Origin of the sequence: Lentzea flava, assembly GCF_014648475.1 — a bacterium.
Lineage (GTDB): Bacteria > Actinomycetota > Actinomycetes > Mycobacteriales > Pseudonocardiaceae > Lentzea > Lentzea flava.
On sequence record NZ_BMRE01000064.1, the window covers coordinates 23,960 to 40,215 of the forward strand.

Annotated in this window: 16 protein-coding genes; 9 read left to right on the forward strand and 7 right to left on the reverse strand. The window is 68.2% G+C overall.

Annotation, left to right across the window (positions count from 1 at the left end):
- Nucleotides 1–44 precede the first annotated feature (44 nt).
- The 3 genes from IEZ09_RS40200 to IEZ09_RS40210 all read left to right on the forward strand — a co-directional run bounded on the left by IEZ09_RS40200 (nt 45) and on the right by IEZ09_RS40210 (nt 3,985).
- A complete protein-coding gene (locus tag IEZ09_RS40200) occupies nt 45–1,079 on the forward strand; it encodes an MFS transporter (protein ID WP_189259096.1) in 1,035 nt (344 codons plus the stop codon).
- Between the two features lie 74 nt (nt 1,080–1,153).
- A complete protein-coding gene (locus IEZ09_RS40205; protein WP_189259097.1) occupies nt 1,154–1,957 on the forward strand; it encodes an SAM-dependent methyltransferase in 804 nt (267 codons plus the stop codon).
- A 54-nt stretch (nt 1,958–2,011) separates the two neighbouring features.
- Nucleotides 2,012–3,985, forward strand: a complete 1,974-nt coding sequence (locus IEZ09_RS40210; protein WP_189259098.1) for a diguanylate cyclase domain-containing protein — start codon at nt 2,012–2,014, stop codon at nt 3,983–3,985.
- Here IEZ09_RS40210 and IEZ09_RS40215 read toward each other — a convergent pair.
- The 6 genes from IEZ09_RS40215 to IEZ09_RS40240 all read right to left on the reverse strand — a co-directional run bounded on the left by IEZ09_RS40215 (nt 3,951) and on the right by IEZ09_RS40240 (nt 10,232).
- Nucleotides 3,951–5,309 carry an NAD(P)(+) transhydrogenase (Re/Si-specific) subunit beta gene (locus tag IEZ09_RS40215; RefSeq protein WP_189259099.1) on the reverse strand — a complete coding sequence of 453 codons (1,359 nt, stop codon included), beginning with the start codon at nt 5,307–5,309 and terminating at the stop codon, nt 3,951–3,953. The genes IEZ09_RS40210 and IEZ09_RS40215 overlap by 35 nt on opposite strands.
- Nucleotides 5,306–5,572: an NAD(P) transhydrogenase subunit alpha part 2 gene (locus IEZ09_RS40220; protein ID WP_045309221.1), complete on the reverse strand. Its 267-nt coding sequence runs from the start codon at nt 5,570–5,572 to the stop codon at nt 5,306–5,308. Before IEZ09_RS40220 ends, IEZ09_RS40215 begins: the two co-directional genes overlap by 4 nt.
- Complete coding sequence (locus IEZ09_RS40225; protein WP_189259100.1) at nt 5,569–6,666, reverse strand: Re/Si-specific NAD(P)(+) transhydrogenase subunit alpha; 1,098 nt, start codon at nt 6,664–6,666, stop codon at nt 5,569–5,571. The genes IEZ09_RS40220 and IEZ09_RS40225 overlap by 4 nt, the downstream gene beginning before the upstream one ends.
- A gap of 39 nt (nt 6,667–6,705) precedes the next feature.
- Entirely contained in the window at nt 6,706–7,770 is a 1,065-nt protein-coding gene (locus IEZ09_RS40230; RefSeq protein WP_268247684.1) for an APC family permease, read from the reverse strand.
- 28 nt (nt 7,771–7,798) lie between these two features.
- On the reverse strand, nt 7,799–8,977 hold the full coding sequence (locus IEZ09_RS40235; RefSeq protein ID WP_189259101.1) for a nitric oxide synthase oxygenase: 1,179 nt from the start codon (nt 8,975–8,977) through the stop codon (nt 7,799–7,801).
- A gap of 187 nt (nt 8,978–9,164) precedes the next feature.
- A complete protein-coding gene (locus IEZ09_RS40240) occupies nt 9,165–10,232 on the reverse strand; it encodes an FAD-dependent monooxygenase (RefSeq protein ID WP_189259102.1) in 1,068 nt (355 codons plus the stop codon).
- A 70-nt stretch (nt 10,233–10,302) separates the two neighbouring features.
- On the opposite strand from IEZ09_RS40240, the gene IEZ09_RS40245 reads away from it, so the two are divergent.
- The 4 genes from IEZ09_RS40245 to IEZ09_RS40260 all read left to right on the forward strand — a co-directional run bounded on the left by IEZ09_RS40245 (nt 10,303) and on the right by IEZ09_RS40260 (nt 13,943).
- A complete protein-coding gene (locus IEZ09_RS40245) occupies nt 10,303–10,839 on the forward strand; it encodes a TetR/AcrR family transcriptional regulator (RefSeq protein ID WP_229813374.1) in 537 nt (178 codons plus the stop codon).
- Between the two features lie 107 nt (nt 10,840–10,946).
- On the forward strand, nt 10,947–12,518 hold the full coding sequence (locus IEZ09_RS40250; protein ID WP_189259104.1) for an ABC-F family ATP-binding cassette domain-containing protein: 1,572 nt from the start codon (nt 10,947–10,949) through the stop codon (nt 12,516–12,518).
- A gap of 19 nt (nt 12,519–12,537) precedes the next feature.
- Nucleotides 12,538–13,755, forward strand: a complete 1,218-nt coding sequence (locus IEZ09_RS40255) for a cytochrome P450 (protein ID WP_189259105.1) — start codon at nt 12,538–12,540, stop codon at nt 13,753–13,755.
- Nucleotides 13,752–13,943 (forward strand): ferredoxin, encoded by a 192-nt coding sequence (locus IEZ09_RS40260; protein ID WP_189259106.1) that lies wholly within the window; start codon nt 13,752–13,754, stop codon nt 13,941–13,943. Before IEZ09_RS40255 ends, IEZ09_RS40260 begins: the two co-directional genes overlap by 4 nt.
- Here IEZ09_RS40260 and IEZ09_RS40265 read toward each other — a convergent pair.
- Entirely contained in the window at nt 13,936–14,571 is a 636-nt protein-coding gene (locus IEZ09_RS40265) for a TNT domain-containing protein (protein WP_189259107.1), read from the reverse strand. The two genes, IEZ09_RS40260 and IEZ09_RS40265, sit on opposite strands and share 8 nt — an antisense overlap.
- Nucleotides 14,572–14,619: 48 nt before the next feature.
- On the opposite strand from IEZ09_RS40265, the gene IEZ09_RS40270 reads away from it, so the two are divergent.
- Both IEZ09_RS40270 and IEZ09_RS40275 read left to right on the forward strand, forming a co-directional pair.
- On the forward strand, nt 14,620–15,420 hold the full coding sequence (locus IEZ09_RS40270) for a phospholipid scramblase-related protein (RefSeq protein WP_189259108.1): 801 nt from the start codon (nt 14,620–14,622) through the stop codon (nt 15,418–15,420).
- Nucleotides 15,421–15,643: 223 nt separating this feature from the next.
- Nucleotides 15,644–16,256: DUF222 domain-containing protein (locus tag IEZ09_RS40275; protein WP_189259109.1), on the forward strand; the 613-nt coding region annotated here is incomplete at its 3' end.

Genomic DNA, 16,256 nt, shown 5'->3' on the forward strand with positions numbered 1-16,256 from the left:
TGAACCCGAGGCAATAGCTCGGTGTCAGATATAATCTGGCTACGATGAACTGGTTCGTCACGGAGTCACCGAGGCCGGCGTGGATCGCGCGTCGGTCGTATGCGCCGTGGTTGGTCATCGCGACGGTGTGCTTCGGGGCGTTCATGGGGCAGTTGGACGCCTCGATCGTCACGCTCGCGTTCCCCGCGATGAGCGATCACTTCCACGCGAATCCCGAGTGGATCTCGCTCAGCTACCTGATCACGCTCGTGGCGTTGCTCGTCCCAATGGGCAGGATCGCGGACCGGTTGGGCCGCAAGATCGTCTACATCTACGGGTTCGCCGTCTTCACCGGCGCGTCGATCGCCTGTGTGTACGCGCCCGGCTTCGACGCGCTCATCGCCGCCCGCGTCGCCCAGGCGGTGGGCGCGGCGATGTTGCAGGCCAACAGCGTCGCGCTGGTGATCACCGCGGTCGCGCCCGAGCAACGGCGCAAGGCGCTCGGCGTCCAGGCGGCGGCGCAGGCCGCGGGGCTCGCGGCAGGGCCGCTCCTCGGCGGGTACCTCACCGAGCACCACGGCTGGCAGGCCGTGTTCGCGATCAACGTGCCCATCGGCCTGGTCGCCATGATCGCGGGCCACTACCTGTTGCCTCGCACGAAGACCAAGCCGGAGAAGGGGAAGCCGACCTGGCGGGTCCTACCAGGGCTCGTCGGAGTGCTGCTCGCCTACGCCGCGTTGTTCGCACCGATGACGTTGCTCCCGTTCACCATGAAGCAACCGTTGGCACACATAGGATTCACGACGGCGGCCCTTCCGCTCGGGTTCGCCGTGGCCGCGACCCTGCTCTGCAAGCCGGGCATCAGGACAGGAGTGCTGATCACCGCGATCGCGGTGATTCTGCCTGTGCCGCAAGTGTTCCAGCTCGTCACCGCGGGCGTCGGGCTCGGCATCGTCGCGCCCGCCTGCACGAAACGCGTGATGGCTGCGTTGCCGGAGGCGTCGGCGGGTGTCGGGAGCGGGCTGGTCAACGTCGCGCGAGGACTGGGCACGGCGCTGGGCGTTGCGGTCGCCACCGCGCTGATTCACACTTTCCAGTGACGGCAACGGGCCCGGATAGACCAAAAGGGCTCCACCCCTGCCGCACACGTGTGGCGCCTCAGTAGCCTGTGCTCATGTCTGAACGGGTGAGCTGGGTTCCTGAAGGCCTGGACACGGGAAAGCCGAGCGCTGCTCGTCTCTACGACTACCTGCTCGGCGGCGGGCACAACTTCGCGGCGGACAGAGCGCTGGCGGAGAAGTTCCTGCAGGCCCAGCCGAACGCCCGCACGATCGCGCGGCTGAACAGGGCGTTCCTGCGCCGGGCCGTGCTGTTCATGATGGACCGCGGCATCCGCCAGTTCCTCGACCTGGGCTCCGGCATCCCGACGGTCGGCAACGTGCACGAGATCGCGCAGAAGGCCGACCCGGAGGCCCACGTCGTGTACGTGGACTTCGAGGACGTCGCGGTCGCGCACAGCCAGCTCATCCTGGAGGACGACCCGCGCGCGACGATCATCCAGGAGGACATGACCAAGCCGGAGGCCGTGCTGAAGGCCGCGCAGGAGAGCGGTCTCATCGACTTCTCGCAACCGGTCGGCGTGCTGACCGTCGGCGTCTTCCACTTCGTGCCGCCGGAGGCCGACCCCCGCACGATCGTGGCGACCTACCGCGACGCCGTGCCCGAGGGCAGCTACCTCGCGTTCTCCCAGTTCACCCAGGACCTGCAGCCGGAGGAGATGGCCGGGGTCGTCGAGGTGATGAAGAAGAGCCAGAACCCGATGTTCCCGCGCACCAGGTCCGAGATCGAGGGGTTCTTCGACGGGTTCGAGGTGGTCGAGCCGGGCGTCGTGCCGTTGCCCCTGTGGCGGCCGGAGGGCCAGAACACCGACGATCCGGACAAGGCGGGCATTTACGCTGCCGTCGGCCGCAAGGTGTAGAGCGCCTGTCGATGTTGGCCAGGGGGCCGCGAGTCCGTACGCTCTGTGCACAGGATGGAACTTCCGGAGCTCGCCGCCCGCTGGATGCACGCGCTGACGCCGACCGCGTACATCCCGCTGTCCCACGCCGAAATCCAGCAGGCTCTGCTCGATGCGCTGGTGGAGTTGCCGGAGTCACCTGAATCGGTAGCCGATCGATTGGTGTCACTGCACGCAACCGGGCCTGACTCGTTGCGTGCCACGATCGAGGTTCTTTCGCCCACTTTCGAACTACCGCTGCTCGCCAGGTTGAGCTCCGCGTACGCGCACTACATGCGCATGGACGCGTTCGACCAGCAGGAGCAGATCAAGGTCGCGATCGTGCGGGCCAAGCAGCGGGTCGAGCGCACGCTGAAGGTCAGCGAGGCCCGGTTCAAGGAGGTGTTCGCGTCCAGCGCGCTGGGCATCGCGATCACCGACTTCGACGGCAGGTGCGTCGAGGCCAACGACACGCTCGCCGAGATCGTCGGGCTGGAGTCGGGTGCCGATCTCGTCGGACGGCAGCTGATCGACTACTTCCACCCTGAGGACAAGGCCGCGCTCGCCGCCTCGTACCGGCAGGTGCGCGACGGGCACGTGGAGCGGTTCCGCGACCAGCGCAAGCTGATCCGCGAGGACGACGAACCGGTGTGGGTGCACCTCGCGGCCTCGTTGCTGGCCGACGCGGACGACGAGCCGACGCACCACGTGACGATGGTCGAGGACATCAGCGAGCTGCACCTGTTGCAGCGCAGCCTGGACCACCAGCTGCTGCACGACTCGCTGACGGGCCTCTCGAACCGCCAGCACTTCATCACGCAGGTGGAACGCCGCATCGGCAGCGACCCGATCACGTTGTACCACTTGGGTTTGGATGCGTTCTCGGTCGTCAACAACGGCCTGGGCCACGAGACCGGCGACAAGCTGCTCAAGATCGTCGCGTCCAGGCTCCGCAAGCTGGCCGAGGAGAAGAAGGCCGTGGTCGCGCGGATCGGCGGCGACGAGTTCGCGCTGATGACGATCTCGGATCACGTCACCTCGACCATCGAGGAGATCCAGGCGACGCTCGCCGAAGCGACCTTTGTGGACGATCACGGCATCGCGCTGTCGGCGAGCATCGGCGTGGTGGACCGGCCTGCGGCGTTCGTCACGGCGGCCGAGCTCATGCGGTGCGCGAACGCCGCGCTGCGCCAGGCCAAGGCGCGCGGCAAGCGGCAGTGGGCCCTGCACGACCCGCACGACGACGCCCGCCGCCGCGGCAGGTACGCGCTGGCCGCGTCGATGCCGGGAGCGTGGGAGCACGGCGAGCTGGAGATCGTCTACGCGCCGGTGCACGACCTGGAGACCCGGGAGGTGCTCGGTGCCGTCGCCCGCCTGCACTGGGACGACCTGAGCCACAACGACACCATGGCGCTCGCCGACTCGACGGGCCTGTCCCTGCCGATCGGCAAGTGGCTGCTGCGTGAGGCCTGCGCACAGGCCGCGAGATGGGTGGCGGAGTTCGGTGATCGGGCGCCCACGCTGCACATCGCGTTGGGCGCCTTGCAGTCTCGCGACGAGGACCTGGTCGCCGACGTCAAACGCGCGCTCGACGAGACGGGGCTGCCGCCGGAACAGCTGCGGATCGCACTCGACATCTCGTCGGTGCTGGCCGGCGACGACAACGCGGTGGTGCTGCACGACAGCGGCATCGTGACGGCGCTGGACGGCTTCCGCGGCGGGCACGACGAACTGGCCGTGCTGACCGAGGTGCCGGTGCGCACGGTGATCACCCGAGCGCCCGCGCCCACACCGGACTCCCCGCTGCGCCAGGCGATGCGCGACCTCATCGCCACCGTGCACAGCTTCGGCGTGCGGTTCGGCGTCGACGAGGTGCACACCCTCTCCGACGCCGAGCACTGGCGTTCCGCCGGCGCGGACGGCGTGATCGGGCTGCTGCCGGCCCTGTCCGCGGACGAGGTGACGGAACTGCTGACTACAGCGCCTTCACCGCCGCCAGCAGCTTCGTGAGCGAGTCCTTCGCGTCACCGAACAGCAACGTCGTCTTGGGGTTGTAGAGCAGCTCGTTGTCCACACCGGCGAAGCCCGGCCGCATCGACCGCTTCATGAACACCACCGACTTCGCGCGGTCGACGTCGAAGATCGGCATGCCGTAGATCGGGCTGGACGGCTCGTCGCGCGCGCCGGGGTTCACCACGTCGTTCGCACCGACCACCAGCGCGACGTCGACGGAGGTGATGCCGGGGTTGATGTCGTCGAGTTCCTTGAGCTGCTCGTACGGCACGTCCGCCTCGGCCAGCAGCACGTTCATGTGCCCCGGCATCCGTCCCGCGACCGGGTGGATCCCGTACGACACGCTGACTCCGCGCTGTTCGAGCTGCGACACGAGCTCCCGTGCGGCGTGCTGCGCCTGGGCGACCGCGAGCCCGTAGCCGGGCACGACGACGACGTTGTTCGCGTACCCCAACAGGATCGCGACGTCCTCCACCGTTCCGGCCTTGACCGTGCGCTGTTCTTCTCCTTGTGCCGCAACGGCCGTGGCTTTGAACGCGCCGAAGAGGATGTTCGCGAGCGACCGCCCCATCGCCTGCGCCATCAACCGGGTCAGGATGGTGCCGGACGCGCCGACGAGCGTGCCCGCGACGATCAGCAGCGTGTTGGCGAGCACGTAGCCGGACGCGGCGACCGCGAGACCGGTGAACGCGTTGAGCAACGAGATCGCGATCGGCACGTCCGCACCGCCGACGGGCAGCACGAACAGCACGCCGAGCGCGAGTCCCGCGATCGCGAGCAGCCACAGCAGCAGGCCGTTCTCGGTCGTCATCACCAGGGCGCCCAGGGCGACCGACGAGACACCGGCCGCGATCGCGAGCTGCTGTCCCGCCGGCAGCAGCACCGGCCGGGTCGTCATCAGCTCCTGCAGCTTCAGGAACGTGACCACCGAACCGGAGAAGCTGACCGAGCCGATCAGCACGGTGAGCACGGTCGCGAGCAGGAACAGGAAGCCCGGATCGCGCACCGCGAAGAACTCGGCCAACGCCACCAGCGCCGCCGCCGCGCCACCGACTCCGTTGAACAGAGCGACCATCTGCGGGATGGCGGTCATCTTCACCGACCGCGCGGCCGGGATGCCCACAGCCACACCGAGCGCGACGGCGATCAGGATCAACAGTCCGTTGTGGACGACGCCGTGCACGTACGCGGTGACGACGGCGACGAGCATGCCGAACGCGCCGATGAAGTTGCCGTAGCGCGCGTATTTGGGCGAGCTCAAACCCTTCAGCGCCAGGATGAAGCACAGCGCCGCGACGAGGTACATCAGCTGGACGATCATTTGCGGAACATCTCCAGCATCCGGTCGGTCACCACGAAGCCGCCGACGACGTTGACCGTGGCCAGGAAGACCGCGAGCAGCCCGAGCACGAGCTCCAGAGTGCTCTCGGCGGACCCGGTGATCAGGATCGCGCCGACGAGGATGACGCCGTGGATGGCGTTCGCGCCGGACATCAGCGGCGTGTGCAGGATCGTGGACACCTTCGAGACCACCTCGAAGCCCACGAACACGGCCAGCACGAAGATCGTCAGCAGGTCGATCACGGCAACTCCTTGCGGATCCGACCGTCGTGGGTGAGGCAGCAGCCGTCGAGCACCTCGTCGTCGAGGTTCGGCTGCACCACGCCGTCCACGATCATCAGCTTGAGCAGGTTGAGCACGTTGCGCGCGTACAGGCGGCTCGCGTGCACGGGCATCGACGACGGCAGGTTCAACGCGCCGTGCACGAGCACCTCGCCGACCCAGGTCTCTTGTCCCGCAACGGAAGCAGTGCAGTTGCCGCCGGACTCCGCTGCCAGGTCGACCAGAACGCTGCCCGGTGCCATCGCCTTGAGCATGTCGGTCGTGACGAGCACCGGGGCCTTGCGGCCGGGGATGGCCGCCGTCGTGATCACCACGTCGGACGCGGCGACGTGCTCGCCGATGAGTTCCCGTTGGCGTTCCAGGAACTCCTCGGACTGCACCGACGCGTAGACGCCGGACTGCGTCTCCAGGTCGAGCTCGAGGAACTTGGCGCCGAGGCTGCGGACCTCCTCCCCCGCCGCCCTGCGCACGTCGTAGGCCTCGACGACGGCGCCGAGCCTGCGCGCGGTCGCGATCGCCTGCAGGCCGGCGACGCCCGCGCCGAGGACGAGCACCTTGGCCGGCGGCACGGTGCCCGCGGCCGTCGTGAACATGGGCAGGAAGCGCGGTAGTCGTTCGGCGGCGACCAGAACGGCCCGGTAGCCCGCCACCAGAGCCTGCGAGGACAGGGCATCAGCGCTCTGGGCACGCGTGACGCGAGGCAGCAGGTCGAAGCTGAACGACGTGATGCGGCGGTCGCGGTAGACCTCGAGCAGGTCCCGCTCGGTCGCGGGCTGCAGGAAGCTGATCGTGATCGCGCCGGGTTTGAGTCTCGTGGCCTGGTCGAGGGTCAACGGCTGCACGGACACCACGACGTCGGACTCCGGCGTCGGGTCCTCCGGGGTCACGGTCGCCCCGGCCGCGCGGTAGGCGGCGTCGACGGCGTGGGCGTGACGGCCGGCGCCTTCCTGGACGTGCACGGTCAGTCCGGCGTCGACCAGCGACGACACCGTGTCCGGTACGCAGGCGACGCGACGCTCGGCGGGCCGCGACTCTGCGGGTGTTCCCACTCTCACCGTACGCACGTTACGCGATCAAAGGTGACCTGGGCCACATCACAGTTGCCAGAGCACCGCACCGGCGAGCGTCAGGCACCCCACCAGCCCAAGCGCGGGCACGACGCGCTTACCGAGCGTCCACGCGCTGGCGTTGGCGATCGCGTAGTAGAGCAACACGCAGAACGAGCTGAACACGATCGCTCGCGTGACGTCCACGGCGAGCACCAGCGCGATGGCGGCCACCCCGGTGGCGATCTCGGCGGCGCGCAGATCGGCCAGGAACGCAGGCAACCTGCGGTCGCGGGCCATGGCCAGCGTGGTCCGGCTGACGCCCAGCTGCAGCGAGAGCAACGACCCGAGCGCCGCCAGACAGGCACCGGCCCGGATGACGGGAGCCCACGTCGGCGACACGTCGGCGAGCGTCTTCGTCGCGAGGTCGCTGCCCAGCGCGTTCAACGCGGTGAGCGCCACGATCGCGTAGACGATCAACGTGATCGCCAGCGCGATGACCACGGCTCGCGGAATCGTCTTCTGCGGCTCCTTGACCTCCTCTCCGAGGGTGGCGATGCGCGCGTAGCCCGCGAACGCGAAGAACAGGAGCGCGGCGGCGGGGAGGATGCCGGACGGGAGGAAGTCAGCCGGCGCCGCCGCGTCCCGAGCCGTGACGGTCGTCAGGGCCAGCACGAGCAGAACTGCGATCACGATGATCCTGGTGGCCAGTGCGGACTTCTGGACACCGGTCAGGTTGAGCACGGTCAACGCCACGATTGCCGCCACCGCAACGGGTTTCGGCGCACCGACGTAGGTGCCGACCGTCAACGCCATGGCCGCGCACGACGCCGTCTTGCCCAGCACGAACGCCCAGCCGGCCAGGTCGCCCCAGATCCGCCCGAGCCGTTCGCGCCCGTAGACGTAGGTGCCGCCGGACTGCGGGTACTTCGCGGCCAGCCAGGCGCTCGACAACGCGTTGCAGCAGGCGATCACGCCCGCGATGACGAGGCTGACGAGCAGCGCGGACCCGGCCGCCGCCGCGGCCGGGGCGAACACCGCGAACACTCCAGCGCCGATCATCGAGCCGAGCCCGACGAAGACGGCATCGGTCAGGGTCAGACTTCGGGTCAGTTGCACCCGGACAGTGTGCCGCCAAGGATCAGTGAGACACAGGGCATCCCTTCACCTGGGACGAGGCCGGGAAGAAGTTCGGCAGGAGTTCACTCGTGTCGTAGTAGCGGTGGTAGACCGGCGTGAGCCCGCCCGACACGGGTGGCACGATCCACGACCAGTCGGCGGGACACGAACGACCGGCCGCCTCCTCCTTCTCCAGGTGCGTCAGGAACCTCTTCGACTCGGTGTGGTGATCGGTGATCGTGACCCCGGCCTCGCCGAACGAGTGCAGGACGGCGCGATTGAGCTCGATCAACGCTCGGTCGCGCCACAACGTCGCCTCCGACGACATGTCCAGGCCCATTCGTTTGGCGATGTACGGCAGCAGGTCGTACCGGTCGTGGTCGGCGAGGTTGCGGGCACCGATCTCGGTGCCCATGTACCAGCCGTTGAAGGGCGCCGACGGGTAGTCGATACCGCCAACGCGCAGGCGCATGTTGCTGATCGCGGGGACGGCGTGCCACTTCACGCCGAGTGCCGCGAGCCACGGGAGTTCCGGGTGGGACAGCGGAACCTCGAGCACGGCGTCCGCGGGGATCTCGACGAGCGCCGGGTCGTGGCCCTCGCACGTGACCATCAGCGGCAGCACGTCGAACGGGCCGCGCGACGCCGGTGGTTTCCAGCCGCGCTTCAACGCGAGCTCGGTCAGCGCCAGGTTCCTGGCGTCGCCGAGGACACCGCCGTCGGAGCCGCGGTAGGCGGCGTAGCGGACGATCTGTTCGTTGAGGATCCGCGGGGCGGGCATGCCGGGCTCCGCGGGGGCGAAGACCGTGATGACGGGCCGGATCTTGCCCTTGTTCGTCGCCACCCGGAGGTGCTCGACGCACTCGGCGGCCACGTCCGCGGGGGCGGACACCTCCCGCAGGTCGCGCACTTTCAAGCTCCGCCAGTACAGGCGGCCGATGCAGCGGGAGCTGTTGCGCCAGGCCACCCTGGCGCCGAAGGTCAGTTCGGCGGTCGTGTGGCGGTAGGTGCCGGTCGCGGCGATCTCCGCGTGCACCTCGGCCAGCCTGGCCTCGACCGGACCCAGGTCAGGGTGCTCGGCGTGGTGCTGGCGGACGAAGTCCTCTGCCTCGGCGATGTCGATCTCGCCGGTGTTCTCGACCTGCGCCGGGGGAAGCGCCGTGAGGGAACGGGGCATCACATCAGTCGGGACGGGGGTCATGGCGAGGCACCGTAGTTGCGCTTTCGTGTACCGGAAACCGCCTGTCGCGTTACGCCATCTGGATCACTGGACCGCGTCCGACACGGTGAGCGAGTACTTGATACCGCAACCGGGTGACAATCCTCGCGACAAAGGGTGGTTTTCGACTGTTACCACGCCGAAATCAAACATTGACCGGTGATCTAGTTCACTGGTGGATTCGACCCGTTCGAGTGAACTTCTCCGGCACCTCCCACGAGGAGAAACGCGTCATCCCGCGCACTGCCACCGAAGGCGGCAACGCCCGGAGCGCGAAGCTCCGCAACGCCAGGGCGATCGGCGACCGCATCTCGATCCCGAACTTCCCCGCCGTCTTCGAACTCCGCCACACCGACTGCGTCCGCGGCCGGCGCAACGCGTCGTACCGGGCGAGATCACCGTCGCACACGGCCAGCGTCACCGCGTCCTCCAGCGCCATGCACGCGCCCTGTCCCAGGTACGGCACCATCGCGTGCGCCGCGTCGCCGAGCAGCGCCACCCGTCCCGACACGAACGTCGGCAGCGGCGGCAGCTCGTGGATGTCGTGCCGGAGGATCTCCGGCGTCGTCGCCATCAGCGTCGGGATCGGCTCGTGCCAGCCGCCGAAGAGCTCCACCGGATCCAGGTCGGCCCCGGCGGGCGCCACCGCCGAGACGTACCAGCAGACCCGGCCGTCCGCGAGCGGCAGGACCCCCGCCTCGCCGCCGGGACCGAATGTCTGCGAGATCTCCAGATCGAACGGACCCGGCGCCACCCCTCGCCACGCCGTGGCCCCCGCGTACACCGGTCCCGGCGCGTCGGGCAGCAGCTCCGCGCGGAGGCGGCTGTTGATGCCGTCCGCCGCCACCACGAGGTCTGCGTCCAGCTCCTCAACGCCGGTCACCTCGACGTTGTTGAAAAGGATCTCCGGCGGCAACGCGCGCAGCAGCACGCCGTGCAGATCGGCCCGGTGCATCGCGATGATCTTCTCCTGGCCGACCCCCGGCAAATGCGTCAGCCACCGCCCGTCGGACGCCTTGATGCCACCCGACACACGCGAGGTGCCGAGCTTCCTCGCCTCGTCCGCGACGCCCATCCACTCCAGCGCCCGCACCGCGTTCGGCATCACGCCGAGCCCGGCACCGACCTCGCCGAACTCCGCTGCTCGTTCGAGGACCTGAACCTCCCAGCCCACGCGCCGCAACGACACCGCCGCGGCCAGCCCGCCGATGCCACCGCCCACCACGATCGCCTTCATCCCCGCCTCCTCTACATCTGTAGAGGAATCTACACCTGTAGACTACAGCTGTAGAGAGACAAGGGACACAGTGCGCAAAGACCTGATCACCGACGCCGCGATCGCGCTCGTGGCCGAACTCGGCATGCGCGGCCTGACCCACCGGGCCGTCGACAGGAAGGCCGGCCTGCCGGAGGGCTCGACGAGCGCCTACTTCCGCACGCGCAAGGCGTTGATCGAGGGGCTCGTGGAACGGCTCGCGGTCCAGGAGCAGCAGGAGATCGACCTCGACACCGACGACGTGGCGGGCAGCATCGCGAGGACGATCGACAGCTGGCTCGTCGAGCGGAACCGCACGCTCGCCAGGTACGCGGCGATGCTCGAAGCCACCCACCATCCAGAGCTCAGGACGATCCTCGCGCACTCGCCGCGGGAACAGGCCACGGCGCTCGCGCGGGCGTTGGGCCACGAGAACCCCGAACGCGCCGGCGCGCACATCACCGCGTTCATCGAGGGCCTGCTCTTCTACCGGCTCGTCGGCGGCGGCAGCACCACCGGGCCGACGCCGGGCACCGAGGAGAGCGTCCAGGACCTCAGGAAGGCCGTCGAAAAGGCGTTGCGACCGTAGGTACCGTGGGTTTCATGGGATTCGGGTACGGGGTCTTCTACCTCTGATTCAGGACGTGTGCCATCACGCACCACGTCCTGTTTTCGCGTACCCAAAAGAGGATCCGCATGCGCTCGCATGTTCATTTGACGACCCGCGATCTCACCAAGGGCTATGAGGCCGGGCCCGTCGTCGACGGCATCTCGCTGAAAGTCTCCGCCGGCCAGCGTCTCGGCATCATCGGTGAGAACGGCCGCGGCAAGACCACGTTGCTCCGCCTGCTGGCCGGGGATTTGCTGCCAGATCAGGGAACCATCACCCGGCACGGCTCGTTGAGCCTGGTACGACAGGAAATGCCGTTCCAGGACGGCGAAACGGTGGGGGACCTGTTGTCGGAAGCGCTGCGCGAAAGCCGTCGCGCACTGTCCGAACTGGACAGTGCGGCTGAGCCGTTCGACGAGCAGCGCTACGAGAAGGCATTGGCCCACGCCGAGGACATCGAGGCGTGGGACGCCGAACGCCGCGCCGACATCGCGCTCAAGGCGCTCGACGCCGATCACGACCGGGCGAGGAAACTCGCGGAGCTCAGCGTCGGCCAGCGTTACCGCGTCAGGCTCGCGTGCCTGCTCGCCGAGCGCGCGGACGTCCTGCTGCTCGACGAACCGACGAACCACCTCGACGCGAGCGCGCTGGGCTTCCTGACCGAACGCCTGCAACACCATCACGGCGTCGTGGTGCTCGTGAGCCACGACCGCACGTTGCTGGACGACGTCTGCACGCAGCTGCTCGACCTCGACCCGGCTCCTGACGGCGAGGTTCATCTGCACGGCGGTGGCTACCGGGCGTTCAAAGAGGCGAAACGCGCCGAACGTCAGCGCTGGGAACAGCGGTTCGCCCAGGAGGAAGCCGAGCACGACGAGCTGGCCGAACGGGTCGAACGGGCGCAGTCACGACTCAGGGACGCCTGGCGTCCGCCCAAGGGAGCGTTCAAGCACAAGCGCAGCACGCGCGCGGCGAACAAGATGCGCAACGTCGCCCGCCGGCTCGAGGAGCTGGACGACCAGCGCGTCGACGCTCCCCCGCCACCGTTGCGCTTCCAGCCACCGGCCCTGGAAGCCGACGGCGACCTGCTGCACGCGACCCCGCTGGAAGTACCCGGAAGGCTGAATCTCACCGAGCCGATCTCGCTCGGCGCCGGCGACAAGCTGGTGATCACCGGCCCCAACGGAGCCGGCAAGTCGACGTTGCTCGGCGTCCTCGCCGGCCGCATCAAGCCTGCTCGGGGCACAGTCCACCACATCGGCACGGTGGCTCTGCTCGCCCAGGAGTCGTCGTTCGCCGACGAGGACGCCATCGCAGGGCGGCTCTGCCCGCGAGCGCACGACCTCGGACTGCTGAGCGAAAAAGACCTCGCCCGCCCCGTCCGGACCCTGTCCACCGGGCAGAGAAGGCGACTGGAGCTCGCGATCCTGCTGAGCAGCGGCCCGCACGTGCTCCTGCTCGACGAACCGACCAACCACCTGTCGATCGCACTGGTCGACGAACTGACGGAGGCGCTGCACCAGACCAGGGCCGCCGTGGCCGTCGCGACCCACGACAGGCAGATGCGGACAGATTTCGCTTCGTGGCGCACCGTGACGCTGGATCCAGCTTCACAGAGTCGTGAAAGTTCTGTAGCTTCTGAAGTGGTCCTCTACTGAGCACTGGGAGGTGTGCGAGATGACCGAACTGATCTCCGAAGAGCTGCCCATCGACCGCCAGACCCCGTTCGACCCGCCCGCCGAGGTCACCGAAATCCGCGAGAAGGCCCGCATCAGCAGGCTGAAGTTCGCCGACGGCCACCTCGGCTGGCTCGTCACCGGTCACCACCAGGTGCGGGAAATCCTGGGAAGCCCCAAGTTCAGCAACAACCCCGAGAAGCACCACCTGCTCGACAAGCGGTTCCAGGGGGACATGCCGGAGGACAAGGACCTGCGCAAGGTCGAGCCGGGCATGTTCCTCAGCCAGGACCCGCCGGACCACACCCGGCTGCGCAAGATGCTGCAGGGCCAGTTCACGGTCCGGCGGATGAACCAGCTGTCCGAGTGGATCGGCACGATCGTCGACGACCAGCTGAAGCACATGCGGTCGCTCGGTGACCGGGCGGACCTCGTGAAGGAGTTCGCGCTTCCGGTGCCGTCACTGGTGATCTGCGCGCTGCTCGGCGTCGACTACGACGAGCGGCACAGGTTCCAGGAGGACACGGCGAAGATGCTGAGCCTGGACGTGACGTTCAAGGAGGCCATGGCGGCCTTCCAGCGCATCCAGGAGTTCATGCGCGAGCTGATCGCCCGCAAGAAGGCCAACCCCGGCGGCGACGACATGATCAGCGACCTGCTGGCCACCGGGGAGCCGACCGACGAGGAAGCGTCGAACATGGCGATGCTGCTCCTGCTCGCCGGGCACGAGACCACGGCGAACATGCTGGGCATCGGCACGTTCACGCTGCTGCAGCACCCGGACCAGCTGCAGATCCTCAAGGACGAGCCGGAGATCATCGACAACGCCGTCGAGGAGCTCATGCGGTACCTGTCGATCATCCACTTCGGACCGGTGCGCACCGCGGTCGAGGACGTGGAGATCGACGGGCACCTCATCAAGGAAGGCGACACGGTGCTGATGCACGTCCCGGCCGCGAACCGGGACCCGGAGAAGTTCCCCGGCAACCCCGATGAGCTCGACCTGCGCCGCCCCGCGTCGGGCCACGTGGCGTTCGGGCACGGCATCCACCAGTGCCTGGGCCAGCAGCTCGCCCGCATCGAGATGCGGATCGGGTTCTCCAAGCTGTTCCAGGAGTTCCCCGACCTCCGGCTGGACATCGCACCGGAGGAGGTGCCGCTGCGCACGGACATGGGGATCTACGGAGTCCACTCGTTGCCAGTAGCGTGGTCGTCATGAAGATTTCCGTCGATCAGTCGAAGTGCTGCGGCTCCGGGATGTGCGTCCTGACGGACCCGGACCTCTTCGACCAGAACGAAGAAGACGGCACGGTGGTGCTGCTGGTGGAGCACCCCGACGCCGCGCACGAGGCCACCGCGAAGGAAGCGGCGAGCCTGTGCCCGGCGAGCGCGATCACGATCAGTTGATCCGCACGAGGTAGCCGTTGGCGAGCAGCCAGGCGACATTCAGTGCTCCGTCGCCTGGCACCAACGCCCTGTCCAGCTTCTGCTGCAGCCCACCCCCCGGCTGCTCGAACCACGGCGCGATCGGTCCTTCCCACACGGCAAACGCCTTGGTCACGCGATATGCGTGGTAGTTGCACCGGTACGCGGGATCGAACGTGTAGAGGCTCTGCGGCGGAATCGCGCGCGTCGAGTAGTGCGCTCCCTTGTACGCCAGGAACCCGCCGTACTCGCTGCCGAACCGGTCCAGCTTCGTGTTCACGCCGAGCGTCCGCTGGTACTTGATCGGCTCGCCGTCGGGCCTGAGCCAGAACCCGTCCTGCGGCGGGTAGTTCCAGCCGGCGCCGTTCCAGTACTTGGCGAGGAACTGCTCCTTGCTCAGGTGCCCGAACCGCTTGTACCCGGCCACCAACGGCCCGACGGGCCGCTGCCACGCCTCGGGCAACGTCTCGGGCCCGAGCCGGCTGTCCCCTTGATAGGCGCCGGAGCACGCCTCGACAGTCGCTTGTGCCGCACCGATTCCGGCATTGGCGCCGAACAGGACAAGAGTCGCGGCAAACAACGCCGCCAAAATCCGTTTGCCTGCGAACATACTCGCATCCTGGCGCGCGGCACCGACTTCCGCACTACCCTCTTCCGCGTGAACTTCGCTCCCGGCTGGTACCCCGACAACGCCGACCAGCGCTTCGTCCGCTGGTGGGACGGCACCCAGTGGACTCCCCACGTCCAGCCGCGCCAGCAACAGACCGACGCCCACCACCTGGAAATGCAGATGGGCGGCACGGGCCAGGACCGCGTGGCCCAACAGGTTCAGCGCGCAGGCGTCCAGCAACCGATCGCGGGCGGCGGCGGCACGCTGTTCACCGAACCGGTCCTGGTGGTGAACCAGAAGGCGAAGCTCATCGAGATGTCGAACTCCTACGTCATCTACGACCAGCACGCCCGCCACATCGGCACCGTCGAACAGGTGGGCCAGTCCGGCGCCGCCAAAGCCCTGCGCGCCTTCACCAAGCTCGACGCGATGCTCGACGTCCGCCTGGAAATCCGCGACGTGCACGGCCGCCCGCTGCTCCGCCTGCTGCGCCCGGCGACGATGTGGAAGTCCAAGGTCATGGTCGAACGCGGCGACGGCATGCCGATCGGCGAGATCATCCAGGAGAACGTCTTCGGCAAGGTCCGCTTCGCCTACGTGTGCAACGGCATGAAGGTCGGCGGCATCTACGCCGAGAACTTCCGCGCCTGGAACTTCTCCCTGCGCGACCACACCGACACCGAGGTCGCCCGCATCACCAAGACCTGGCAGGGCATGGCCAAGGCGATGTTCTCCACCGCCGACAACTACGTCGTGCAGTTCCACCGCCAGGTGCCGGACCCGTTGCTGAGCATGATCGTGGCCTCGGGCGTCACCGTGGACACGGTGCTGAGCCAGAGCCAGGGCTAGCGAACCCGAGCGGGGTCATTTCATCGCCGCCTCCGGGAATTACCGCTTCGCGGTTTTGAATCCGGTTCACTCGATGGTGTTCATTTTCGACCGTAATATTCTCGTGATCTTGCGGTAGAGTCGAACACGTGCGCGACCCCGGTCTTTCCCTCCTCTCCACTGACGAGCTGCTGCGCAGCATCGTCGGCAAGGTGACGGAAATCCGGGCCGCGAATATGCAGTGATGCAGGAAATCGCCGAGCTGAATCAGCGAGGAGCCGCCGCGGAGCTGGGGTACAAAACTCTGCCGCAGGTGCTGCGGCATGCGGTCCGCTGGGATCCGACGACCGCCAGGCGCTGGGTCGAGCAGGCCGTCCTGCTCAGCAGTGAGATCACCCCGACCGGCAGCGAAATCACCCCAGCCCTTCCGGTGACCGCCGCGGCCGCGGCGGAGGGCGCGCTGTCGCTCGACCACGTCGCCGCGGTCGCCGAGGCGATGAAGACCCTGCCCGCCGAGGTCGAGAACCTGGTCGTGGAGTGTGCCCGCGACCACGAGCCCGCCGCGGTGCGCACGTTCGGCAAAGACCTGGCCTACGGCCTCTACCAGAACGACCCCGAACCCCGTGACCCCGAACCCGCGCCCGAGGGCAACCGGCTCACGCTGCGGCAGAACAAGGCCGGGGACTGGAAGCTCGCGGCGACCCTGGACGCCCTCACCGGCGCCAAGTTCGCGACGCTGCTCGATCCGCTGGCCAAGCCCCGCCCGGCCACCGACGAGGGCCCGGACCCGCGCTCGCTCGACGAGCGCCAGGGCGACGCCCTGGCCGAACTGATCGACCTGATGCTGCGCGCCGATC